This window comes from Desulfovibrio intestinalis, assembly GCF_014202345.1.
Classification (GTDB): Bacteria; Desulfobacterota; Desulfovibrionia; order Desulfovibrionales; family Desulfovibrionaceae; genus Desulfovibrio; species Desulfovibrio intestinalis.
The window spans coordinates 116,941-140,977 of record NZ_JACHGO010000006.1 but is presented as its reverse complement, the minus strand read 5'-3'; the positions used below and the strand labels follow the sequence as shown (position 1 = coordinate 140,977).

Here is a 24,037-nt window from a genome sequence, read left to right as displayed (position 1 = left end):
TGGAAGTTTAAATGTCTGTCGGTTCCTATATTTCCGCCCTTCTGGCTTCGGAAAAGCTTGGCGGGCAAGTTACCTGCCACCGCCTGCTGCCCGCTGCCGAGCCTCAGTACGCTCAAACGCGCCTGCCCTGGCCCGCAGCCATCAGCCGTATTCTTGAGCAGCGCGGCATAGCCGGACTGTACAGCCATCAGGCGCTGGCCACGGACCACATACGGGCCGGGCACTCTATTGTTGCGGCCACGCCCACGGCCAGCGGCAAAAGCCTGATCTACAATCTGCCCGTGCTGGAACGCCACCTGCGCGACCCCGACGCACGCGCGCTCTATCTTTTTCCCCTCAAGGCGCTGGCGCAGGACCAGCTTGCCGCCTTCAACGCCCTTACGGCCACATGGCCCAAGGACGCCCGCCCCGCCGCAGCCCTGTACGACGGCGACACAACGGACCACTTTCGCCGCAAGATACGCCGTGACCCGCCCGCTGTGCTCATCAGCAATCCCGAGATGCTGCATCTGGGCATTTTGCCGCACCACGAGCAATGGGCAGCCTTTCTGGCGGGGCTCACGCATGTGGTGGTGGACGAGGCCCATACCTATCGCGGGGTGTTTGGCGCGCATATGGCGCAGGTATTCCGTCGGCTCAACCGTCTGGCAGGGCGCTACGGCGCAAAGCCCGTTTATGTGCTGTGCACTGCCACCGTGGGCAATCCCGGTGAACTGGGGGCCGCGCTTACGGGCACGGCGTATCCTGTGGCGGAAGAGAACATTGTGTCTGTCGCTACTAGTGGCGCGACAGCTAGCGATCAAGGTGATAGCACCGCTGGCGCCGTTGTCAGCAACACCACCAGCATCTCCGCAGCCGCCCCGGTGTTCCAGACCACAAACCCTGCCGCGCCGCCGCCTGTTGTCATCGACAAATCCGGCGCACCGCAAGGCCCAAGACATTTTGTGTTCCTCAACCCGGAACAAAGCCCGGCCACGGCGGCCATTGACCTGCTCAAGGCAGCACTGGCGCGCAATCTGCGCACCATTGTTTACTGCCGTTCGCGCCGCATGACCGAGCTTATCAGCCTGTGGGCCGGGCAATCCGGCTCTTTTGCCAGCCGCATTTCAGCTTACCGGGCGGGCTTTCTGCCTGAAGAACGCCGCAGCATTGAATCACGCATGGCCAGCGGCGATCTGCTGGCTGTTGTGAGCACCAGCGCCCTTGAGCTGGGCATCGACATCGGCGGTCTGGATGTCTGCATTCTGGTGGGCTATCCGGGTACGGTTATGGCAACCTTGCAGCGCGGTGGCCGCGTGGGCCGGGCGCAGCAGGAATCTGCCGTTATCGTGGTGGCGGGTGAAGACGCGCTGGACCAGTATTTTGCCAGAAATCCCGAAGATTTTTTCAGCCGCCCGCCGGAAAAGGCCGTGGTCAATCCCGACAACGAGGTCATTCTGGCGCGCCATCTGGAATGCGCCGCCGCAGAAATGCCCCTGCGCCTTGGCGAAGCCATGCTGGCAAGTCCGGCGGCGCTGGCCGCAGCGCGGCAGCTCAACAGCCAGGGTCTGCTGCTGCAGTCGGCAGACGGCAAACAATTGGTGGCCTCGCGCAAGCGGCCCCAGCGGCATGTGGATTTGCGCGGCACAGGGCAGACCTTCAGCATTGAGGACGAACAGGGACACATCATCGGCTCTGTGGACGGCTTTCGCGCATGGCGCGAGACGCATCCCGGAGCGGTCTACCTGCACCGGGGCCGCAGCTACATCATTGAAGATATGGACCCGGCACGCGCCCGCATTATGGCCAAGGAGGCCAAGGTGGGCTGGTTTACCCGCACCCGGGGGCAAAAAGCCACAGACATTCTTGAAGAAACCGAACGCATGTCTTTGGGGCGCACCCTTGTGTGCCGGGGGCGGCTGCGCATCATTGATACGGTGACGGGCTATGAAAAGCGCTCCACCTCGGGCAACCGCCTGCTGACCATCACGCCGCTGGACGCGCCGCCGCAGGTTTTTGAAACCGAGGGCCTGTGGTTTGTCATTCCCGACAATATCCGCGCAGAGATGGAAGACAACTTCATGCACTTTATGGGCGGCATTCACGCTCTGGAGCATGCGGCCATCGGCATGCTGCCCCTGCTCATCATGGCCGACCGCAACGACTTTGGCGGCATATCCACCCCCATGCACGCGCAACTGGGGCTGCCCGCTGTTTTTATTTACGATGGCCTGCCCGGCGGCGCTGGCCTGACGCGGCAGGCATTTGGCGATGCCCGCGCCCTGCTGGAAGCCACCTATAAAACCGTGGCTGCCTGCCCCTGTGAAGACGGCTGCCCCTCCTGCGTGCATTCGCCCAAGTGCGGCTCGAGCAACCGCCCCATCGACAAAAGGGCGGCTCTGGAGTTGTTGCGCCAACTGCTGGCCTCGGGCAATGAGGGCAATTTGTTGCACGAAAAGCTGACCATAAGCCCACCCCCGCCACGCCCGGAACTTGAGTTTGTGGCAGCAACGGCTATGACGGACACAGACTCCACGTTTGAACCCGCTGACCCGCACCGCTTTGCGGCAGCGTCCGCAAACACTGCCCGCCCTGCCTTTGCGAACGGCCCGGCAACCAGTGGCGCGGCTACTAGGGGCACAGCCAGCGCACCGCCACACGCTGCGGAGTATACTACTGGACATGCGACTGGGCATGTAACGGGCCACGCTACAGCGCACGGCGCAAATGCCACGCCCGCCAGCCCTGATGGAGGTTCCCCCATGACAGACCTGCAAAGTCACATAGCCATGCCCCCGCCAGAACATTTTGTGGTTTTTGACGTGGAAACACGCCGTTCCGCCGCCGAGGTGGGCGGCTGGCACAAGGCTGGCGATATGGGTGTGAGCGTGGCCGTGGCCTATGACAGCCGCGCTGACGATTTTTTCAGCTATACGCAGGATGAGCTGCCCGCCCTGTTTGAACGCATGCGGGCATCCGGCCTGGTGGTGGGCTTCAACAGTCTGCGCTTTGACTATGCAGTGCTGGCGCCTTTTGCGCCCTTTGACCTGCACCGTCTGCCAAGCCTCGACATCCTGCAGCGCATCAAAGATCGCCTGAGCTACCGCATCTCACTGGACAATCTGGGGCAGGCCACCCTTGAGGCACCCAAGAGTGCCGACGGCCTGCAAGCCCTGCGCTGGTGGAAGGAAGGCAAGATGGACGAAATCGCTGCCTACTGCCGCATGGACGTGGACCTGACCCGCCGCCTCTACCTCTACGGTCTGGAGCACGGCCATTTGCTGTTCACCAACAAGGCAGGGTCGCGCGTGCGCGTGCCTGTGGATCTGCGCCCCCCGCAGGCCAGATAGCCGGGCCTGCCAGCACACTGCAGCAATAGAACAGACCCTATTTTTTTCAAACTTACTATGCGCTAATATTAAGAACGCACGGATAAAGAATCTCCTGAAAACTCGCAGTTATTTCGTTTGGCTGCGTTTCCATAAACAAAATATTTTTCCCATAACCACAAAGGGATTTTTATGAAACCGCAAGACGTCACCAATACTCCGGGCGAGCACGCTATTTTCATGATTTTCGGTTTGCAGGACGGCGATGAAGCTCTGGCAAAAGTAAAAGACCTGTGCGCCGACTTTACCGCTGTTGCCAGAAGCATGCGCACCCGGCTGCCAGATTCGGCAATCAGCTGCATCATGGGCTTCGGCGCTGAAGCCTGGAGCAAGCTTTTTCCGAAACGCGGCAAGCCAAAAGAGCTTGAAGTATTCAAAGAAATCAAAGGCAGCAAATACACCGCAGTTTCCACGCCGGGTGATATTTTCCTTCATATTCGCGCGGCGCGGCTCGACGTGTGCCTTGAAGCGGCGACCATTATCAGCTCCAAGCTTCACGGTGCGGTGTATCCCATTGATGAGGTGCAGGGCTTTCGCTATTTCGATGGGCGCGCCATAATCGGTTTTGTTGACGGCACTGAAAACCCTGAAGATGAAGCACGGCTGGCATCAGCCGCCATAGGCGTGGATGACGCTGATTTTGCGGGCGGCAGCTACGCTTTTGTGCAAAAGTATCTGCATGACATGAATGCCTGGAATGCCCTTTCCACTGAAGAACAGGAAAAAGCCATTGGCAGACGGAAGTTCAACGATGTTGAACTCAGCGACGAGGAAAAGCCCGAAAACGCACATAATGCCGTTACAAATATTGAAGACGAAGACGGTAATGAACTGAAAATAGTGCGGGCGAATATGGCCTTCGCCAACCCCGCCAAGGGCGAATTCGGCACCTATTTTATCGGCTATGCCGGTAAATTTTCCACCACGCGCAAGATGCTTGAAAACATGTTCATAGGTGAGCCCATCGGCAACACCGACCGGCTGCTGGATTTCAGCACCGCGGCAACGGGCACGTTATTTTTCGTTCCTTCCGCGGATCTGCTTGAAGAACTTGGTGAAGACTAAAGCTGATTACGTTTGAGAATGCACTTTTTCAAAGTTAATACATGCTAGCTACAGCGTTCGTCGGTACAAACACATAGCCGTGCTGGCCTCGCCTGCATACCTGGCAGCTTTACTTCTGGTGCATTCGACCGCACGCCAAACAAAACAAAAACCCCGGCAATACCGGGGTTTTTGTTTGTGCAATCTTTGAAAAGCTGAAGCGGCGCAGACCTATTTGAGCTTTTTGATGGTTTTTTCCATACCCTCTGGCAAGGGATAGCAATGCTCCTCACCGGGAAAGGCTCCGGCGCGTACTTCACGGGTATAGCCCTCAATGGCGTCACGCAAGGCTTTGTCCACCGAGCCGAAGTATTTGACAAACCGCGGCAGCGGGCGGGTATTGAGGCCAGTCATGTCCTGCCAGACCAGCACCTGCCCGTCACATTCCGCGCCTGCGCCTATGCCGATGACAGGTATGGCAAGCTCCTTGGTAACACGGGCGGCCAGAGCCGCTGGCACGCATTCCAGCACCACGGCAAAGGCTCCGGCGTCCTGAAGGGCGCGGGCGTCGTCCAGCAGTTTTTGGGCTGCGCTGGGCGTCTTGCCCTGCATCTTGAAGCCGCCAAAAGCGTTTACAGACTGGGGCGTGAGGCCCAGATGCCCCATGACGGGAATGGACGCCCGCACAAGTGCCTTGACCACATCGCAAAATTCCGCGCCGCCCTCAAGCTTGACGGCCTGGGCATGGCCTTCGCACACCAGCCTGCCAGCATTGCGCACGGCTTCGTCCACGCTTGTGTGATAGCTCATGTAAGGCATGTCACAAATAACAAGGGCCTGTTCCGCAGCGCGCGCCACGGCGGCGCAATGGCGGATCATGTCGTCCATTGTGACGCTGAGTGTATCGTCGTGTCCCAGCATGACCATGCCCAGCGAGTCTCCCACCAAAAGGGCATTGACCCCGGCGGCGTCCATAACGCGGGCCGTGCTGTAGTCATAGGCTGTAAGCACTACAAGCTTGTCTTGCCCCTTGGCAGCGCGAAATGTGACCACAGTGTTCTTCATGATAAATGCTCCTTGATAAAACCGTGCGGGCAGATGCCGGGGAAAACTGCTACGCCAGCCCAGACTGTATTATTCCGGGCAAGGCCGATTGTTGGCGTTATGGGCCAGCCCCATAAGCAGATGCGTCAGCTTGGCCGCCGTGAAATCACAATGGTGCAGGCCCGCAATAGGCGCAAGCTCCACCACGTCCAGGCCCACGACCTGCCTGCCTTCCACGCAACGCTCAAGAATGAACTGGGCTTCGCGCCAGTTTATGCCGCCGGGTGACGGTGTACCTGTGGCGGGCATAAGGGAAGCGTCAAAAGCGTCGACATCAAAGGTGATATAGATGCGCCGAGGAAAATCCTCGGGAAAAGGCAGTTCGGGCAGGCCCACTCGGGACATGAAATAGGCGTCGTAGTGCGTGACGTTGTGGGCCTTGCGCACCTCGGCCTCTTCACGGCTAAAGTCGCGCACGCCGAACTGTACCAGCGGCAGGCCCAGGTCAGCCACCGCGCGGTGCATAACGCAGGCATGCGAGTATGGGCTGCCTTCATAGCTTGCACGCAAGTCGGCATGGGCGTCAAACTGCACAATACCGAAGGGCTCGCCCGTGTTTTGGGCATGCTTTGCCAAAGCGCGCAACGCGCCAAGGCTTACGGTGTGCTCGCCGCCAAGCAGCACGGGCATGGCCTTGCAGGAAAGGGCGTGGGCAGTGGCCGCCTCAATGCGGTCAAGGGTGGCCTCAATGGGACCGCGACAGTCCACAGGCGGGGCAGTATAAAAACCTGACTCGCCAGGAGTGTGCCCGCATTCCCAGGCTTCAAGCTGCTGCGAGGCCGTGAGCAGAGCCTCTGGGCCGTGGGCTGTGCCCCCGCCGTAGGAAACGCTCTGCTCCAGCGGAACAGGAATGATATGAAAGGCGGCCTGATCTGGCCGAACCGGGCTGTATTCCGATGCAAGAAAATGCTGCATGACTATCCTCATGACTGCGTGGATGAACCAAATAAAACGGCCCGCTTGGGGAGGCAGGCCGTCTTATTTGGAGGAGGCTGTCAGCAAAAGAAAGGAAGGTACTTTCTATTGTGCAATGGCCGTGCCAAATAAAACCCAAGAATTATTCTCTTTAATATTCTGTAATTATTGAAAATATATTTCAGGAACAAATCCTGTTTAGTTTAAAAACTTATACCTCGTCAGCTGGCGCCCTTGCTGCGGGGGTATCGCTGTACAAAAAATTATCTTCTGCCGCAAGCCACCCTTCTAGGCAGAGGCATATTTGAAATGGTTTGCATTTCTGCACGGCGTGCAGTCCGGCATTACCCTTCCAACAGAATTTACGCGCCAGCCATACAATCTCGCACCAACAACAGCAGGAACCCATGCAGCGCGGTGCGGCGCACGTATCAGGCAAAGGGGACTGACAGATTTTCAGCAGTTTTTCAAGGGACTGGCAGATTATCAGGCGAATCGGGGTACCCGCCGCCCATTTGCCTGAAAGACTGTTTCGGGCAAATGGGCGGCGGGTACAAAGATTACTGTACGGTTTCCTTGCCGCTTGCGGCAGGCGAACCCTGAATGCTGAGGCTCAGCTTTTCAGCCAGTTCGCGGGCTCCGGGGCTCTGACGCCATTCGTCAAACAGCTTGCGCCATGCGCCGAATTCCGTGAAGCCACGGTCAAGCTGGTCTTCATGCATCTGTAACCAGGTGTTGAAAAGCTGCATCTGCACCTGAAAAGTAGAGCTGTTAAAAATCATTGCCGCGCTGTCGCGGGCAATGCTTTTGCCTTCAACATGGGTGGCCACAAAGTTACAGATGGCGCGCTGCGACATTTCAAACGTCACTTCCTTGCCATTCATTTCGTCGGCCAGAGGCAGCAGATGAGGATACAGCTCGGCAATGCGTTCCATCCCCTTGACCGGCACGGCCATAAACAGCGGCGCTTCGCCATCCACCGGAGCGGCTTCGGGCTTTTCGCTGATAAAATAGAAGCGCAACCAGTTTTCAAACATTACCGATTCAATCATTGCGGCGACAGCGCTCTGGAATTGGCTCTGTGGTTCAGGCATGGAAACTCCTTAATTTTTTTGATGGCCCGGTATAGTCAGGCCCGATTCTCTACCAGAACGTGACCAAATCAACTTTGCAGCAATGCGCCTTACAAAGCTGGCACTCAGCCGGAAAACAAAACGCAGTCTGGCACAGCCAAAGGCCGAAAACATTTGTTACGGCCCCCGCTAGAGCGTTTCAAGGTTGAAATGCTCTGGTGCCCGCCGTGGAGGCGTAAGCGCTATTTATTAGCGCGGTGAAACGCCGTAACGAGCATGTCTTTAACTTCGAGAATATAAATTCTTAAAGTTAATCTGCACTAGGGAAAAATATCGCAAGCGTTTTTATATGTACTATCGGGTGCAGCCCGCGTCAATGCGAATCGCCGCAAAGCCCGGCCAAACCTCAATTCTCCGGCTGTTTCGCGGCGGCCAAACGCTCACGCCGCTGGCGCAGGGCCTTGTTGCCCATAAGGCTCAGAACCAGGGTGGCGGTTCCTGTCACGGCGCAAACTACGCCCAGAGGCACGGCGGTTTCCGGTCCGGCCAAGCCCACAAGAGGGGAAGAAAAAGCCCCAAAAATAAACGCCGCCACGCCAATCACGCCGGAAGCAGCGCCCGCGCCCACATCCTGCGCGGCAATGCCCAGCGTAAAGCTGGTAGCAAAGGTCACACCCTGAAGGGTTATCATGCAGTACAGGGCCGCAATCAGGGGCCAGGGCGAAGCCGGACGCACAAGGGTCACCGCCAGCACTATCAGGCAGGCTATCCAGCGCAAAACATTGCCCGCCACAAGCAGCTTTTCTTCTTTGACCCTGCGGGCCAGACGCCCGGTGATTACGGCCATCAGGGAAAGGCTGAGGGCATTTGCCCCAAAAATCATTGCGTAGGCCGTGTGGGAAAAGCCGTACATATCCTGAAAAATAAAGGGCGAGGCCGCCACATAGCCGAAAAATCCCGCCATGGTGAAGCCCTGCACGCCTGCAAAGCACATGAAGGCCTTTTCCTTGAACAACTTGCCAGTATAGCGCAAAGCGGCGAACACGCCGCCGGGCCTGCGCGTTTCAGGCAACAGGGTTTCCGGCATCCGCCACGCGCACAGGCACACAAGCAGCAGGCCAAAGCCCGTCAGAAAAACAAAAACCGCGTGCCACCCGCCCAGAATTGCCAGCCCGCCGCCCAACAGCGGAGCCACAATGGGGGCCACGCTTTGAATGGCAATAAGAACAGCCATAAAGCTGGTCAGCTCCGGCCCGCGAAAAAGGTCGCAGGCAATGGCGCGTGAAAGCACTACCCCGCCAGCTCCGCTAAGGCCCTGCGCAAAACGCAGGGCAATAAAGCTTTCGCCCGACGTGGCGCGCGCACAAAAAAACGACGCCAGCGTAAAGAAGGCCAGAGCCAGCAGCAAGGGGCCACGCCGCCCGTGACTGTCTGAAATGGGGCCGATAAACACCTGTCCAATAGCCATGCCCAGAAGAAATGCGGTGATGGTGATCTGGGTTGTCGCCGTTGAAATGGACAAATCCCCGGCAATCTGGGGCAGGCTGGGCAAGTAGGTGTCTATGCTCAGGGGACCGAAGGCTCCCAGCATGGCGAGCAGCAGTGCAAAAAAAAGTCTGCGAGATCGGCTTAACCGGACGCCTGGGCCTACAACAACATCATTCTTGAAACTCATGCAGTACTATTCCTTGATTTTACGGGATACTCCGCCCGCTTGGCCGTAAAGTCAAGTTTGCGCCCTGGCGGGTATTTGCCCGCAGGGCACTCTGGCGGGCCGAAAAGCCTTGTGCTAGGGTCGCGCTATGATTGATTACGCACAAGCGCTCAACGAAGCCCAGTATCAGGCAGCCACCAGCGGCGATGGCCCCGTGCTGGTGGTGGCCGGCGCGGGCAGCGGCAAAACCCGCACCATTGTTTACCGTCTGGCCTGGCTGGCTGAAAACGGCATCTCGCCAGACGCCATGCTGCTGCTCACCTTTACCCGCAAAGCCGCGCAGGAAATGCTGCACCGCGCGGGCATGCTGCTGAACCAGGGGCTTACTGGCGTACAGGGCGGAACTTTTCACGCATTTTCTTTCAGCGTGCTGCGCCGCTGGAAGCCCGCATGGCTTGCCGACCGTCCCTTTACGGTTATGGACGCAGCCGACATCACGGCGGCGGTCAAACACTGCAAGGATGACCTCAAGCTGGGCAGGGGCGACAAGTCCTTTCCCAAAACGCAAACCGTGGTGGGCCTGCTCAGCAAGTCCCGCAACAAGGAACTGCCGCTGGATGAGGTGCTCAGGCGCGAGGCCTTTCACCTGCTGCCCCACGCCGACAGCCTGACCCGCCTTGGCGATGCCTACGATTCTTACAGGCGCGAAAAAGGTCTCATGGATTATGACGACCTGCTTTTTGAACTTGAAGCCCTGCTGCGCAACAATGAAATGGCCGCCGCCAGCCTGCGCCAGCGCTTCAGCCATATTCTTGTGGACGAGTATCAGGACACCAACCTGGTGCAGGCCCGCATAGTGCGCCTGCTGGCCGGGCCGGAAGACGGCCCCCCCGGCAACGTTATGGCTGTGGGCGACGAAGCGCAGTCCATCTACGCCTTCCGTGGGGCCAATGTTCGCAACATTCTGGATTTCCCCAAATTTTTTCCGGGTACCACGGTCATTCGTCTGGAAGAGAACTACCGCTCCACCAAGCCCGTGCTGGATGTGGCCAACAGTTTGCTGGCCCATGCGGCGGAGTCCTTTCACAAAAATCTCTTTACCCGCAAGGAAGGCGGGGAACTGGTGCGTCTGGTGACGCCCATGAGCGACGCCAGCCAGGCCAAAATTGTGGTGCGCCGTATTGAAGAACTGCTGCGCGACCACATGCCGCATGAAATAGCGGTGCTCTTTCGCGCGGGATTCCACTCCTACAATCTTGAAATGGCGCTCAATCAGGCTGGCATCGGCTTTCGCAAATACGGCGGCCTGCGCTATACCGAGGCTGCCCACGTCAAGGATGTCATGGCCTACGCCCGGCTACTGCTCAACCCGCTGGACCTGCCCGCCTTTGCCCGCGTGGCCGCGCAGCACAGCGGCATCGGCCCCAAGACGGTGGAAAAGCTCTATGCCGTTGCCCGCAGCGGCGACGCTGCCTCCACGGAAAAAGCCTTTGGGCGCCATACGGGTTTTCTGGAAGACATGCGCTTTATCAATGATCTGCGCACGCGTCCCATGTCGCCTTCATCCACGCTGGCCGCAGTGCTTGAGCACTACCGCCCGCGTCTGGAAACCCTGTACCCCGAAGACTGGCCACGCCGCCAGCAAGGGCTTGAAGAAATCATACAGATGGCTTCGGGCTACATACACCTTGATCTTTTTCTGGCCGATCTGGCGCTGGAATCGCCCGAAGAAGACGAAAACGACACCGAGGGCAAGATCACCCTTTCCACCGTGCATTCGGCCAAGGGGCTGGAATGGAACGCCGTGTGCATCATTGACCTTGTTGAAGACCGTTTTCCCTCACGGCACGCCCTTGCCAGACCGGAAGATTTTGAAGAAGAGCGCCGCCTCATGTATGTGGCCTGCACCCGCGCCCGGCAGAACCTTGATCTTTACGCCCCGGCGTCACTGTACAACCGGGCAGAGCGCGGCAGCCAGCATGTAAACCAGAGCCCCTTTGTGCGCGAACTGGCCCCAAACCTCGTGGAAGAATGGATCGAGGGCTTTGGCGGCATTCTTTCACGCCGTGCGGCAGGAAGCTCAGGAGGCGCGCAGCCCTCGTATCAGGCCCGGTTCCAGGCGCGGCCCCTGGCCCGCCCGCAGGCCACGCCGGATTATGCCGCCTTCGATGACTGCCAGCTGCCAGCGGAACAGGAAAAAACCTCGCCGGGCCAGAGCTTCTCGCAATCGCGCAACTTTGCGCCCTCGCCTGCCCCCGCAGGCAGCGGCGCAACCCCAACCGGAAGTACTGGCGGCGAGATCAAGGGCGACGCCGCCCAGGGGCAGCTTTGTTACTGCACCCACCGCATCTTCGGACGTGGCAAGATTATCAAGCACCTGTCGCCCGAAAAGGTGCAGGTGAACTTTCCCGGCTTCGGCCTCAAGGTCATTTTGAGCGAATATCTGCTCATGGAGAATTGATATGGCTCCGGCCTCCTCCACCAGCGGCTCCGCTGCACCGCTATCGGAAGACCGCATTCTTGCCTGTCTGGCGGGATATTTTCCCCAGACGCACCCCTCGCTGCTATTGGGCAGGGGCGACGACTGCGCTGTGCTCAAGGCCGGGCGGCCTCTCTGCGTGAGCAGCGATCTTTTTTTGGAAGACATCCATTTTCGCCAATCCTACTTCACGCCCGAGGATATGGGCTACAAGGCGCTGGCCGCCAATGTCAGCGATCTTGCGGGGTGCGGCGCGCGGCCCTTGGGCTTTACGCTTTGCCTTGGCCTGCCCGCATGGGCAGATATGGACTGGCTTAACAGGTTTTTCAGCGGCATGGCCGAAGTGGCTGGCCTGCACCGTATGGCGCTGGCTGGCGGCGACCTGTCGCGCAGCGAAAAACTGCATGTTTCCATAACTGTGTGGGGCGAACCGGCTGATCCCGGCCATTTTCTTGTGCGCGGCGGCAGCATGCCCGGCGACGTTCTTTTTGTGGTCGGCTCTCTGGGTCTGGCCCGCGTGGGGCTGAACAGACTGGAAGCGCAAGGCCGTCAGGCCCTGAACGAGTGGCCCGCCGCATGCGCTGCCCATTTGCGCCCAGTGCCGCAAGTGGACGCTGGCCTCATGCTGGCGCGGGCAGGCTACAATGCGCGCCCCCCGGCCCTTATGGACCTTTCAGACGGCATCATGCGCGATCTGCCGCGCCTGCTGGGCCTTACGGGTGAACTCAGCGTCACCTGCCCGGAAAAGTGCACTGGCCTTGGCGCGGAAATCGTGCTGCCGCAAGGCCGCCTGCATCCCGAGCTTTTGCGCTACGCCGCCGAAACTGGTAAAAATCCCGTGCACGAGGCCTTGCTGGGCGGTGAGGACTATGCCCTGCTCGGCTCCTGCGCACCTGACATGCTGCCGCCCCTGCATGCGGCCATTCCCGGCCTCTTCAGCATTGGCGTGGTTACGGCTGGCGGGGGCATAGAGTGCAACAACGCCCCGCTGGACAGCCTTGGCGGCGGCTTTGACCACTTTGACGCCGGGCAGGATGCCTGACATGCGCGCCCATATCGGCGTTGTGACCTGGAACCGTCAGGATCTCACCCGGCTGTGCCTCACAAGCCTGCTTGCGCAAACGCCGCCCGGCTACAGCCTTACAGTGGTGGACAACGGCAGCACCGACGGCACCCCCCTGTATCTGAAAGAGTTGGCCGACGCCCATCCGCACATGCGCTTGCGCCTGCTCAAGCGCAATATGGGCGTGGCCGTGGCCTCCAATCTGGCCTGGGAAGACGCAAACGGCGCAGACTATTTTGTCAAGCTGGATAATGACGTTGAAATCCGCGACCCGCACTGGCTTGAGCGCCTCATGGGCATGCTCGCCGCCGATGAACGTGTGGGCATGGCAGGATACCGCCTTTGCCCCTGGCATGAAGGCACGCCCATACAGTTGGCCGACACCACGCCTGCCCTCAGCGTGGCATGCTGCAACGGGGCCTGCGCATGTATTCCCCGCGCCGTGCACGAGAAACTGGGTTTCTGGAACGAAGGCTATGGCCGCTACGGCTACGAAGATCTGGAATACAGCTGGCGCGCGCGACGGGCGGGCTATCTGCTGGCCTACGCGCTTCATGAAGACGCTGTGCGCCACCTGGGCGCGGAACCGGAATGGCGCGACCCCGACATTGAAAGCGGCAAGCTTTCCAGCCGCACGGCAGCCCTTTCAGGAACCAAGGCATACCTCATGTATCTGCTGCTGTTTGAACAGGGCATCATTCCACTTAAAGTCGACCGCAAATATCTGCCCGTTGAAGGGCCGGACGGGCTGAGCTTCAGCCTCAACCCAAAGCACAAAGCTCTTCAACGCCTGCTCACCCACCTGGTGCAGACTGTAGAAACCAGCCAGATCGGCGACATTTCACAGCTGGACCTGCGCGCGTGGCAGAAAAAAGGAATACCCTCATGACCGAACCCAGGCACAGCGTGGACAAAACCATTCTACCTTTCGTAGCCGAAGAGCTGATGCCGCGCGTGGCGGAAGACATGCGCAGCGTCTGCCGCGATGCGTGGGAACAGGGCTTGCTCTCCGGTTGTAACGGCAATGCCAGTTGCCGCCTGCCTGCGCCGTATGACACTATTGTGTGCCTCACCCGCAGCGGTGCGGCCAAGGGCCGCCTCGCCCCGCAGGACTGCTGCCTTGTGGACCTGCACAGCGCCACGCCCCTGTATGGCGGCCCGGCGTCCACCGAATCCGGCATGCATCTTGCCATTTACCGGGCAAAGCCCCACTGCAAGGCCATTCTGCATACGCATCCGCGCCGCCTGCTGGCCCTGAGCCTGCGGCTTGAATCAGGTCAGTCCGGCGACCAGAAGGGCGGGCTGCCAGACGGCCTGCCAAACGTTCTGAAGGACTTTTTGCGGCTTCCCCTCTTTGAAGCAGACGTTTGGCGCGCCCGTCTGGGTTTTGCCCCTGCCCTGCCTCCCGGAACCACGGAACTGGCCGATGCCGTGGCCAAGGCAAGCCTGGAACATCCGGCAGTCTGGATGTCCGGGCACGGCTTGTGCGGTACCGGGGAAAGTCTGGCAGAAGCCCTTTGCCTGACCGAGGAACTGGAGCATCTGGCCGCCATTCAGCTTTTGAGCATGAGTTGAACGCAGGCCGTTTGCGTATCCGCCCTTACAGCAGACTAATTTGAACGGCTTCACATTCTAAAGCTGTTATTCCGCCGAAAATTGTAGCCTCGGCGGAATTCACGCCGCAATGCGCCACGCAGCACTCTTGTGCAGTGGTAGCGCATTTAAGCTTTAGACGGCTTTGAGGGACAACACCCTGTTCTAACAACTCTCCCCACTATCACGCTCCAATATCCCTATTTGTTGCCAGAAAGCGCTTCGAAACTCCCAGTTTGAAGCGGGAGTCACTAGCAACGCCTTTCAGACACCACACTGCCGCAAAGTAAATCCGCTCTAACCGTAGCTGTAAGTAGCAAGCTGAAGGTATGAATCAAGGGGTCTTTGTGGCGTTTTCTGAACACATCGTAACACGATTATAAAAATCGTGTTTTTCAGCTTGCCAAATCCACATGCCACATGTAGCATCTTTTTAAAGTTCGTAACACATCATTCTATGCCGAACCTCAACCCGGAGTGCCCCCCATGACCCTTTTGCAGCAGATAGGCCATAAGGCAAAACCCTTTCTTGGCGGTCTGGCTCTTACGGCTCTTCTTGGTGCGGCCTTGCCCGCCGCAGCACACGAATTCATTCTCAAGCCCGACACTGTAACGCCGCCCGCCGGGCAAAAAACCCGGGTGCAGGCGCAGGCTTCACACGTTTTCATGATTAGCGAAGAAGCGGAAAATCCCGCGACCGTGCGCCTGCAAGTTCTGCAAAATGGCAAAGCCTCTTCCGTAAATCTGAGCGAAGACGCTGCCCTTGCCGCTCTTGTGGGCGATATTGCGCTGGCAGACACGGCCCCGGCCCTGCTGGTGGGGCACCGCCTGCCCCAGATATGGAGCGAAACCACCGAAGGCGTGCTTGAAGGCAACCGCGCGCAACTTGAAGCCCAGGGCAAGAAAGTTCGCTCTGTAGGCAAGTACGAAAAATTCGCCAAAACCCTGCTCAATCCTGCAGCAACCGACAGCCTGTACAAGACGCCTCAAAATCAGATGCTTGAAATTGTTCTGCTGGACAATCCCGCAACCGTGAAGCCGGGCGGCACAATGAACGTGCAGGTTCTGCTGCGCGGCAAGCCGCTGGCTGGCGCTGCAGTGGGTCTGACCCACGATGGATTCAGCAAGGAAGAAGATACCTACAAAACTACCGCCACCACGGATGCCCAGGGCAAAGCCTCGTTTACCGTGGACAAGCCCGCCTTGTGGATGGTTCGCACCGCCACGGCTGAAAAAACCCCGGGAACTGACGCAGACGAACACCATCTGCGGGCAACCTACGTTTTTCCTGTCCGGTAGAGCATTTTGCACGCAAATCCTTGCAGGACAGCTAATTTCATTAGCAAACTGCTCTAGCGAGGCAGATCGTCAGTGAGAATCATTGTGTCCTCAAAAACATGCAGCGTCTTTCTGCTCTGTGCCTGTCTTTTACTGGCAGGCGCGGGGCAAGTTTCAGCACACGCTTTGCGGGCTGTGGAAATTCCACAAGATAACGCCATTGTCGTGCAGTTTGCCTATTCCACGGGTGAAGTGCCAGCCTACGCGAAAGTGGAAGTTTACAGCCCGGATGATGCAGCCCTGGAGTTCCAGAATGGCCGAACCGATGCCCAGGGACGCTTCGCCTTTGTGCCTAATGCCCCAGGCCAATGGCGGGTGATTATGGCCGACAATATGGGCCACAGGGTAGAGCACGAGACTACGGTGGTCCATAGCGGCGGCACCGCACCCACGGCTGGTGCCGCCGCAGACGCGTGGGGAGGTTTTTCCACCCCCTTGCGGGCCTTGCTGGGCATCAGCCTGTTGCTGAACATAGGAACAGTTTCCGCGCTGTGGCGCCGACGCCGCAAGGCCTAAGCCCAGGTTGGCAGCGCGGACAGAGGCCCGCCCATATGGGCGGGCCTCAATTTTTACGGAACACATAATGGCAACCCGCGCATGCCGGGCAATGCACATGTGCCATCCCTGCAAAATCCAAAAAAAGCTCCAAAGCAACTGGCTCCAAAAACAGACAAAGCGGCCCCCTTCATGCGTGAAAAGGGCCGCTTTCGTGAGCATCAAAACCATATTTACAGTCAGCCATCAGGCTGCGCCGTCACGAGACGAACTTACTTGTTATCTCTGCAAGAACGGTCCGTTACGCGGGGAGTAATTCTTTGACACCCCACCACCGTAAAAGCCGAAGCTCAATGCAGAGACCGTTGAAAAGCCCTCGCGGCAACACTGTTTAGGCTGGCGAGCATTCCATATCTGCGGTCACATGCACGGTCTCTCCCACAATGAGTGAGGGAACGCCCTTGCCGACATTGAACTCGCTTCTCTTTATGTCGCCCCACACCTTGAAGGCGCGTGTGGGCTTTTCATTCATGGGGTTGGTTACCACTTCGCTGGCGCGGAAGTTGAAGGTCGCTTCCTTTGCCACACCACGGATGGTCAGGGTGCCGGTGATCTTGCCCTCCCCGTTGGATTCAAGATGCACCCGGCTGCTTTCAAAGGTGATGACGGGATGCACGGCAGCCTCAAAAAAGTCGGGGCTGCGCAAATGTTCGTCACGCGCGTCCACATCTGTATCAATGCTGGCTACCTGGGCAGCCATGCTGAACTTGGCGTCGGAAAGATCATCCTTGCCGATCTGGGCAGTAACCACAAAGTCGGCAAATCTGCCTGTCACGTCAGTAATGGTGATATGTCTGACTACAAAACCAAGGCGGGAATGGGCCGGATCATTATTCCATGTGGTCATGGTATTCTCCTTGTTTTTCAGCCGTCTCTATGCACAATACATAGCTACCTTTTCATGCGGGGCAAGCCCTTGAGGCAATCTGGCAGAGATTTTTTTCTGACAAAGGCGTCTGTTACAGCGCTAGATCAGGATTTGCGTGTTTTTCTGAATGAGATCGCGCGGCAACAGGCAGTACGTCCGCACAGACCGGCGTTCATTTGAGCCTGTTGTTCGCAAACGCTTTTTTCACTATCTCTGCGTTGAACTTCGCTTTTTAAGCAAGAGTGCCACAAAAAAGACACTCCCGCGAAAGGCTTCGTTCTTCCAGACATAACAAGAAAATGCATCTCTTGCCCACGCTGCCACAGTAAGCGCATTCTCCGGTAAAACGCCAGCCTTGAAATGCAGGGCAATTTCTGGCGGCAGCCGTTAGCCTAAAAAACGCCGGGCAGGCCGTTGTCCCGCAGGGCGGCGTCACAGGAGCCAATGTGATAGCAGGTATGGCTGGCCAGCATGGCTATGGCTGCTCCAAAAGCCACATCGCGCCCGATTTTTTTGCTCAGTACTGTATGCACCTTGACAAGATCGCTGTCGGAAAGACCGTCCAGCCAGCCGTCTACGGCGACGCGCACGGCTTCGGCATAATCACGCATGGTGTCTTTGCTTATAACGCAGGAACCCTGCACCTTGAGCATAAGCGTGGCCATGTCGCAGGGGGCTGGCAGCGGCTCTTCATTTTCGGCAAGCGTAAAAAAATTCAGCACCGCAAGAACATGCGCAACCTGCTGCCAAAAAGGCCAACCGCCGCGTGTTTCATTCCAGACTTTGTCGGGGCAGGTATCAATAAGTTGGGTCAAAAGGTTCCAGGAATGGCGATAAGGAGCCTGAATTGCATTGGTAATATCGCGAGACATGAATTTCTCCTTTGGGCATATTTGCATTGAAAATGCACATCGTGAACACAGTGGCAAAATTCGTTGCGTTCTCGTGGCCGCACAGACTGTGCGGTTGCGCTGGAAGCGCGAACATTTTGCACTTGAAATCGCCGCGTTACGGCGGGAAAAGCTCGCCCATGTCCGTTTACGGCAAGAATTTGCCTGCGAATTCTTGCGGAGCAATTGACGTATTCCATGCGTGAATTGCCCTTGCCGCCAGCATAACCAAAGCCCCCGCCTTGTGCAAAGCGGGGGCTTGAGATCAAATCAGCCGATTGTCAATTAGCGACAATACATTACGAAATTTGTGCCAGTTATCGGCGCCAGATTTATTCGAAACGGCTGGAGCCAGTGATGAGCACCATATCCACGGGCACGTTTTCGTGCATGCCCATGCTCTTGGTTTTCACCTTGGCGATCTTTTCCACAATGTCCATACCTTCGGTCACGCGGCCAAAGGCGCAATAGCCCCATCCGTCAAGGGTGGGAGAACTGTGGTCAAGAAAAGCGTTGTCCACCAGATTGATGAAAAACTGCGCCGTGGCACTGTGCGGGTCACGGGTGCGGGCCATAGCAATGGTGCCGCGTTCGTTTTTCACGCCGTTGTCAGCCTCGTTGGCCACAGGTTCGCGGGTGGCTTTTTCGTCCATACGCGCGCCAAGACCGCCGCCCTGGATCATGAAACCGGGGATCACGCGGTGGAAGATGGTGTTGTTGTAAAAACCCTCATCCACATATTGCAAAAAATTGGCAACGGTTTTCGGGGCCTTGTCGGGGAAGAGCTCGATCAAAATGTCGCCGGACGTGGTTTCCAGCAAAACCGTGGGATTTTCAGCCATGATAGCTCCTTTAGTGGTGATGGCCCGCACCCCGGAAAAAACCGGAGGAGCGTCCTGAGCCGGAATATAGGGTATGCCCCGAAAGATGACAATGCCTGCCGCTGGGTATAGATTAGCCTTCATGCCCCAAACACGCAAAAAACTCCCCAATGGCGTCTCAAAAAAAGACGCCAGCGCCGGACAGCCTGCCAGCCTTTTGCCGGGTTTTGAAGAATCCTGCCTGCCAGCAACGGCTGACACGGTGCGCCATCTGACGCCGGGCGATCATATCCCCGGCCTGCAAAAAGCCCTGCTCGACTGGTTTGCCGTACACCAGCGCGCCCTGCCCTGGCGTGTCAGCTACACGCCCTATGAAGTCTGGATTTCAGAAGTCATGTTGCAGCAAACGCAAATGGAGCGCGGCGTCAGCTATTTTTTGCGCTGGATGCAACGCTTCCCCGATGTCGCCACACTGGCGGCGGCGCATGAAGAAGACGTGCTGCTTTTGTGGGAAGGCCTGGGCTACTATTCGCGCGCGCGCCACATCCTTGCCGCTGCCCGCAAGATAATGGCTGAACACGGCGGCGTTTTTCCCTCGGATCTGGCTTCCATCCGCGCACTTCCCGGCGTGGGGCCATACACGGCAGGAGCTATTGCCAGCATAGCCTTTGGCGAAAAGCTGCCCTGTGTGGACGCCAATGTGGAGCGCGTCATTTCCCGCATTTTTGATGTGGACAGCCCGGTGAAGCAGGAACCTGCGGCGGGCGTGATCCACCGTTGGGCATTGAAGCTTGTTCCAGAGGGAAAATCCCGCGAGCACAATCAGGCCATGATGGAGCTGGGTGCCCTTGTTTGCCGAAAAAAACCGCTTTGCGGGGCATGCCCCCTGGCAGCCTTCTGCATCAGCCATCATCTTGGCATCGCCGACCAGCGCCCCGTACCGGGCAAGCGCGCTGTCATAAAGCCCGTTAACGCAGTCACGGGCGTGCTGCGTATCGGCAAAAACATTTTTGTGCAAAAACGCCCGCCATCCGGCGTATGGGGAAACCTGTGGGAATTCCCCGGCGGCAGGGTTGAACCGGGCGAAAGCCCCGAACAGGCCTCGGTTCGGGAATTTATGGAAGAAACGGGATTCGAGGTGCGCGTAACAGCCAATTATGGCGTCATACGCCACGGCTACACCACCTATCGGCTCACCCTGCACTGCTTTGGGCTTGAGCTGATGAATCCCTGCGGCGGCGCTGAAGCCGAAAAATATTCTGAAGCCTGCCCGCCCCCGCTGCAACTGACCGCAGCCCAGCAATATAAGTGGACCACCCCGGAAGAACTGGAGAATTTGGCCATGCCCGCTGCCCACCGCAAGCTGGCAGACAGCCTGTTCAACAAGCCTGCTGCAACGTCAGATGAGCCCGCCTCCGCAACAGTGCGTCAAGCGCGCCTGACTGAATAGTATAATACATGAAAAATAATGGTATTTTTCTCTTGCATTTTCTATATAATATTTCTTATTATTAAGTAGAGAGTTGAGGATGTCCTGCATAAGGCAGGCATGAGGCAAGAGCAAAAATCTGCATCTGACGAAACACCAAAAGTTTTGGCAGACAGCATACCCGAAAGTGCGGACCATACGCCGTCCTTCGCCCATTCCTTGCGCACATTGCTGCGCCTTCTGGGCAGGCCGGTGTCTCTACCCCTTTTGCTCAGCGGCATACGCGGCGGCCCAAGCTCAGATTCACCTTCGGCCTGCCTGCGCTCCGCCAAGCGGTATGGTCTTGACGCGTGCATCGCGCACCGCAAAAGCCTCAACAACATCTCCTCTCTGGTTCTGCCCTGCATTCTGCTGCTGAAACACGGCCAAAGTTGTGTTTTGCTGAAACAGGATTCGGCGGCAAACACTGCGGAAGTCATTTTTCCCGAAGGTTCTGAAAATCCCAAAAGCGTAAACCGGCAGGAACTGGAAGAAGAATACGTGGGATACGCGGTGTTTGGCAGCCTTACCGGCAAGCTGGACGCCCGCGCCCGCGTGGCCCTGCCTGTGACAAAGCGCTGGTTCTGGGATGTCATTGCCCACTACATGCCTTTATACAAACACGTCATTATTGCCACCATTCTCATCAATTTTCTGGGCATAGCGGGTTCGCTTTTCGCGATGAACGTTTATGACCGCGTGGTGCCCAACCAGGCCGAAGAAACCTTGTGGGTACTGGCGTCAGGCGTTTTGTTCGCCTATGTGGTGGATTTCATTCTGCGCAATGTGCGCGGCTATTTTGTGGATCTGGCCGGACGCAATGCGGATGTGGTGCTGTCCAGCAAGCTCATGAGCAAGGTGCTCTCCCTGCGCATGGACGCAAAGCCCGATTCAACGGGAGCGCTTGTCAACAACCTGAGCGGATTCGAATCGCTGCGGGATTTTTTCAGCTCGGGCAGTCTGGTCGTTTTGGCCGACCTGCCCTTTCTTATTATCTTTCTCAGCCTCATATTTCTTATCGGCGGCCCCATTGTGTTCGTGCCGCTGACAGCTGTTCCGCTTATGGTGGGTATAGGACTTTTGCTGCAAATGGGCGCGCGGCGCTTCGCCGCCACCAACTACATGCTGAATATGCAAAAGAACGCCCTGCTGACTGAAATCGTGCACGGGCTTGAAACCGTCAAAACCAGCCGGGCAGAAAGCCGCCTGCTTCATCTTTGGGAGCAGATCTGCGACGCCTCGGCTGAAACATCCCGCATTTCCCGGCGTTACGCCACCCTGACCCTCAGCGTTTCAAGCGGTCTCAGCCAGCTTGTGTCTGTCGGGGTTATTGTGTGGGGCGTGTACCGCATCATGGACGGCGCGATGACGATGGGCGGCCTTATTGCCTGCAACATTCTGGCAGGGCGGGCAATGGCCCCGCTGATGCAGCTGGCGGGCATGATTTCGCGCCTGCACCAGTCGCGCATGGCCCTCGCAGCGCTGAACTCCATTATGGAGCTGCCCACTGAAGACCCCGCTGAAACAGACAAGACAGACTTTGGCCTGCTGCAACCCGCGTTTACATTCGAGCATGTGGGATTCAGCTATCCGGGGGCCAAGCACAATTCATTGTCGGACGTGAGCTTTACCATACGCCCTCACGAAAAAGTGGGCATCATCGGGCGCATGGGTTCCGGCAAATCAACTGTGGGCCGCCTCATGACAGGGCTTTACACGCCGCAGGAAGGAGCCGTGCGCTTTGGAGGCGTGGACCTGCGGCAGATGGACGCCGCCAATCTGCGTGGCCGCATAGGCTATCTGCCACAGGATGTGACGCTGTTTTACGGCACCATACGCGACAATATCGCTCTGGATGATCCCGGCATCGAAGACCAGCGGGTGCTGCGCGCCGCCTATCAGGCGGGAGCCACAGAATTTATCCGCACGCTGCCCGGCGGGCTGGGCGCTCCGGTAGGTGAACAGGGATTTGCCATTTCCGGGGGACAGCGCCAATCCGTAGCGCTGGCACGCGCGCTGCTGCACGACCCGGAAGTGCTCATTCTTGATGAACCCACAAGCAATATGGACAAGGCTACCGAGAGCCTGCTGCGCACGCGCCTTGCCAAACTGGTGGAAGGCAAGACTCTTGTTCTCATCACGCACAGGGCCAGCCTGCTGGCCCTGGTGAACCGTCTCATCATTATTGATAATGGCCGCGTGGTGGCTGACGGCCCGCGTGACGAAGTGCTGGAAGCCATAAGCAGTCAAAAATCTCAAAAGCACAAATCTTCCGCCTCCGCAAAGAACGACCGCAACCATGCGGAGAAAGCGGATAAAAATACAGGGCAAACCGCAGGTGAAGGTAAAAAAACCAGTGTTGAAAAACTGGCGCCAACATCACCAACTGCGCCACCTGAAGATTCTTTTAAAGGTGGCATCCGGGGGGCAGCATGAGTGCTCTTTTGAATTTCTGGCGGCGTTTGTTCGGCTTGCCTCCTGCACACGAGGAGGAGCATCTGCCCTATATGAACAAGGTGGACGCCGCCTTGCAGCGCAAAGGCAAATTTGAGGCCGTTTTTCTTTCCATCGGCACGGCCTTTCTTATTGCCATTCTGCTTGTCTGGGCGGCCTGGGCCTCCATTGATGAAGTCACACGCGGGCAGGGGCAGGTGGTGGCCGCCAGCGGCACTCAGGTCATACAAAATCTTGAAGGCGGCATCCTGCGCGATGTGCTGGTGCGCGAGGGGCAAGTGGTTGAAAAAGAGCAGCCTCTGGCCCGGCTCGACAATATGGGCGCGGCCAGCCAATACACCGACGCCCTGACCAAGGCGCTGGAAAACCGGGTGGCCCTCATACGCCTTGAAGCGGAAAAGAATGGAACCGTCCCTGTTTTTGACGCGGAGCTGGTGGCCGCGGCCCCGCAAATAGTGGCTGACCAGGAAGAAATGTACACCAGCCGCCGCGACAGATTTCTTTCTGAAATGGCCATGCTGACTTCGCAACACAAGCAGCGCCTCAGGGATGTGGACGAACAGCGCGGACGCAAAATTCAGCTTATTCATAATCTTGCCCTGGCTGAAGAACGCCGCGACATAGCCAAACCGCTAGAGGCGCGCAAGCTCTACCCCAGAGTGGAGTATCTGGATCTGGAACAGCGCGTTGTGACTCTGCGTGGCGATGTTGAAGCTGTTTCCTCCGCGGCAGGCAAAGCTGAAGAGGCCGCGCTGGAAGTCGAACGCAAGCTGCTTCTGCACAAGGCCGAATACGATGCCGAAATCACCGCAGAAATCAACAAGCGCCGCACAGAACTGACCTCGCTTCAAGCCCTGCTTTCAGCCGGGGGCGACCGCGTGACCCGAACCGAATTGCGCGCTCCGGTGCGGGGCACGGTAAAAAGAGTCATCATCAACACACTTGGCGGCGTGGTGCGTTCCGGCGAACCCATCATGGAGATCGTTCCTCTGGGCGACACCCTGCTGGTAGAGGCCCGCATACGCCCTGCCGACATCGCATTTATCCACGCAGAGCAGCGGGCCATCGTCAAAATTTCTGCCTACGATTTTTCCATCTATGGCGGCCTTGAGGCTGTAGTGGAGCAAATCAGCGCCGACACCATCGAGGACAAAAGGAGCGATTTTTTTTATCTGGTCAAATTGCGCACCAGAAAAAACGAAATCGTCTACCGAAACGAACACCTGCCCATCATCCCCGGCATGGTGGCCGTAGTTGAAATCATTTCCGGGAAAAAAACCGTGCTGGATTATCTGCTCAAACCCCTGCTCAAGGCGCAACAAAACGCCATGAGAGAACGCTAATCTCGTG

At 57.8% G+C, this 24,037-nt stretch carries 18 protein-coding genes; 11 read left to right on the top strand and 7 right to left on the bottom strand.

What is annotated here, in order from left to right; all coding sequences use genetic code 11:
- Window positions 1-11: 11 nt before the first annotated feature.
- Both HNQ38_RS10500 and HNQ38_RS10495 read left to right on the top strand, forming a co-directional pair.
- Window positions 12-3,329, top strand: coding sequence for a DEAD/DEAH box helicase (locus HNQ38_RS10500; protein ID WP_183720399.1), 3,318 nt, complete (start codon window positions 12-14; stop codon window positions 3,327-3,329).
- Between the two features lie 171 nt (window positions 3,330-3,500).
- Window positions 3,501-4,433, top strand: coding sequence for a Dyp-type peroxidase (locus HNQ38_RS10495; protein ID WP_183720396.1), 933 nt, complete (start codon window positions 3,501-3,503; stop codon window positions 4,431-4,433).
- A gap of 210 nt (window positions 4,434-4,643) precedes the next feature.
- Here the strand turns inward: HNQ38_RS10495 and panB are convergent, their stop codons facing one another.
- The 4 genes from panB to HNQ38_RS10475 all read right to left on the bottom strand — a co-directional run bounded on the left by panB (window position 4,644) and on the right by HNQ38_RS10475 (window position 9,179).
- Window positions 4,644-5,477, bottom strand: a complete 834-nt coding sequence (gene panB, locus HNQ38_RS10490; protein WP_183720393.1) for a 3-methyl-2-oxobutanoate hydroxymethyltransferase — start codon at window positions 5,475-5,477, stop codon at window positions 4,644-4,646.
- A gap of 69 nt (window positions 5,478-5,546) precedes the next feature.
- The gene (gene speB / locus HNQ38_RS10485; RefSeq protein ID WP_183720390.1) at window positions 5,547-6,431 is read right to left on the bottom strand and encodes an agmatinase; all 885 of its coding nucleotides are present in this window, start codon (window positions 6,429-6,431) and stop codon (window positions 5,547-5,549) included.
- 560 nt (window positions 6,432-6,991) lie between these two features.
- Window positions 6,992-7,525: a hypothetical protein gene (locus HNQ38_RS10480; protein WP_183720387.1), complete on the bottom strand. Its 534-nt coding sequence runs from the start codon at window positions 7,523-7,525 to the stop codon at window positions 6,992-6,994.
- 385 nt (window positions 7,526-7,910) lie between these two features.
- Window positions 7,911-9,179, bottom strand: a complete 1,269-nt coding sequence (locus tag HNQ38_RS10475; protein WP_183720384.1) for a multidrug effflux MFS transporter — start codon at window positions 9,177-9,179, stop codon at window positions 7,911-7,913.
- Between the two features lie 127 nt (window positions 9,180-9,306).
- On the opposite strand from HNQ38_RS10475, the gene HNQ38_RS10470 reads away from it, so the two are divergent.
- The 6 genes from HNQ38_RS10470 to HNQ38_RS10445 all read left to right on the top strand — a co-directional run bounded on the left by HNQ38_RS10470 (window position 9,307) and on the right by HNQ38_RS10445 (window position 16,147).
- Window positions 9,307-11,619 (top strand): ATP-dependent helicase, encoded by a 2,313-nt coding sequence (locus tag HNQ38_RS10470; protein WP_183720382.1) that lies wholly within the window; start codon window positions 9,307-9,309, stop codon window positions 11,617-11,619.
- A gap of 1 nt (window position 11,620) precedes the next feature.
- Window positions 11,621-12,679: a thiamine-phosphate kinase gene (thiL, locus tag HNQ38_RS10465; RefSeq protein ID WP_183720380.1), complete on the top strand. Its 1,059-nt coding sequence runs from the start codon at window positions 11,621-11,623 to the stop codon at window positions 12,677-12,679.
- Between the two features lies 1 nt (window position 12,680).
- Window positions 12,681-13,589: a glycosyltransferase family 2 protein gene (locus HNQ38_RS10460; RefSeq protein ID WP_183720377.1), complete on the top strand. Its 909-nt coding sequence runs from the start codon at window positions 12,681-12,683 to the stop codon at window positions 13,587-13,589.
- On the top strand, window positions 13,586-14,275 hold the full coding sequence (locus tag HNQ38_RS10455; protein ID WP_183720374.1) for a class II aldolase/adducin family protein: 690 nt from the start codon (window positions 13,586-13,588) through the stop codon (window positions 14,273-14,275). The genes HNQ38_RS10460 and HNQ38_RS10455 overlap by 4 nt, the downstream gene beginning before the upstream one ends.
- A gap of 504 nt (window positions 14,276-14,779) precedes the next feature.
- Entirely contained in the window at window positions 14,780-15,592 is an 813-nt protein-coding gene (locus HNQ38_RS10450; protein ID WP_183720371.1) for a DUF4198 domain-containing protein, read from the top strand.
- Between the two features lie 84 nt (window positions 15,593-15,676).
- The gene (locus HNQ38_RS10445) at window positions 15,677-16,147 is read left to right on the top strand and encodes a hypothetical protein (protein WP_183720368.1); all 471 of its coding nucleotides are present in this window, start codon (window positions 15,677-15,679) and stop codon (window positions 16,145-16,147) included.
- A 370-nt stretch (window positions 16,148-16,517) separates the two neighbouring features.
- Here the strand turns inward: HNQ38_RS10445 and HNQ38_RS10440 are convergent, their stop codons facing one another.
- The 3 genes from HNQ38_RS10440 to HNQ38_RS10430 all read right to left on the bottom strand — a co-directional run bounded on the left by HNQ38_RS10440 (window position 16,518) and on the right by HNQ38_RS10430 (window position 18,786).
- Window positions 16,518-17,033, bottom strand: a complete 516-nt coding sequence (locus HNQ38_RS10440; RefSeq protein WP_183720365.1) for a YceI family protein — start codon at window positions 17,031-17,033, stop codon at window positions 16,518-16,520.
- A 413-nt stretch (window positions 17,034-17,446) separates the two neighbouring features.
- Window positions 17,447-17,926: a DinB family protein gene (locus HNQ38_RS10435; protein ID WP_183720362.1), complete on the bottom strand. Its 480-nt coding sequence runs from the start codon at window positions 17,924-17,926 to the stop codon at window positions 17,447-17,449.
- Between the two features lie 350 nt (window positions 17,927-18,276).
- Window positions 18,277-18,786, bottom strand: coding sequence for a peptidylprolyl isomerase (locus tag HNQ38_RS10430; RefSeq protein WP_183720809.1), 510 nt, complete (start codon window positions 18,784-18,786; stop codon window positions 18,277-18,279).
- Window positions 18,787-18,907: 121 nt separating this feature from the next.
- Here HNQ38_RS10430 and mutY point away from each other — a divergent pair, with 121 nt between their 5' ends.
- The 3 genes from mutY to HNQ38_RS10415 all read left to right on the top strand — a co-directional run bounded on the left by mutY (window position 18,908) and on the right by HNQ38_RS10415 (window position 24,030).
- Window positions 18,908-20,215: an A/G-specific adenine glycosylase gene (gene mutY / locus HNQ38_RS10425; protein WP_183720359.1), complete on the top strand. Its 1,308-nt coding sequence runs from the start codon at window positions 18,908-18,910 to the stop codon at window positions 20,213-20,215.
- 99 nt (window positions 20,216-20,314) lie between these two features.
- A complete protein-coding gene (locus HNQ38_RS10420; protein ID WP_183720356.1) occupies window positions 20,315-22,669 on the top strand; it encodes a type I secretion system permease/ATPase in 2,355 nt (784 codons plus the stop codon).
- A complete protein-coding gene (locus tag HNQ38_RS10415) occupies window positions 22,666-24,030 on the top strand; it encodes an HlyD family type I secretion periplasmic adaptor subunit (RefSeq protein ID WP_183720353.1) in 1,365 nt (454 codons plus the stop codon). The genes HNQ38_RS10420 and HNQ38_RS10415 overlap by 4 nt, the downstream gene beginning before the upstream one ends.
- Window positions 24,031-24,037 lie beyond the last annotated feature (7 nt).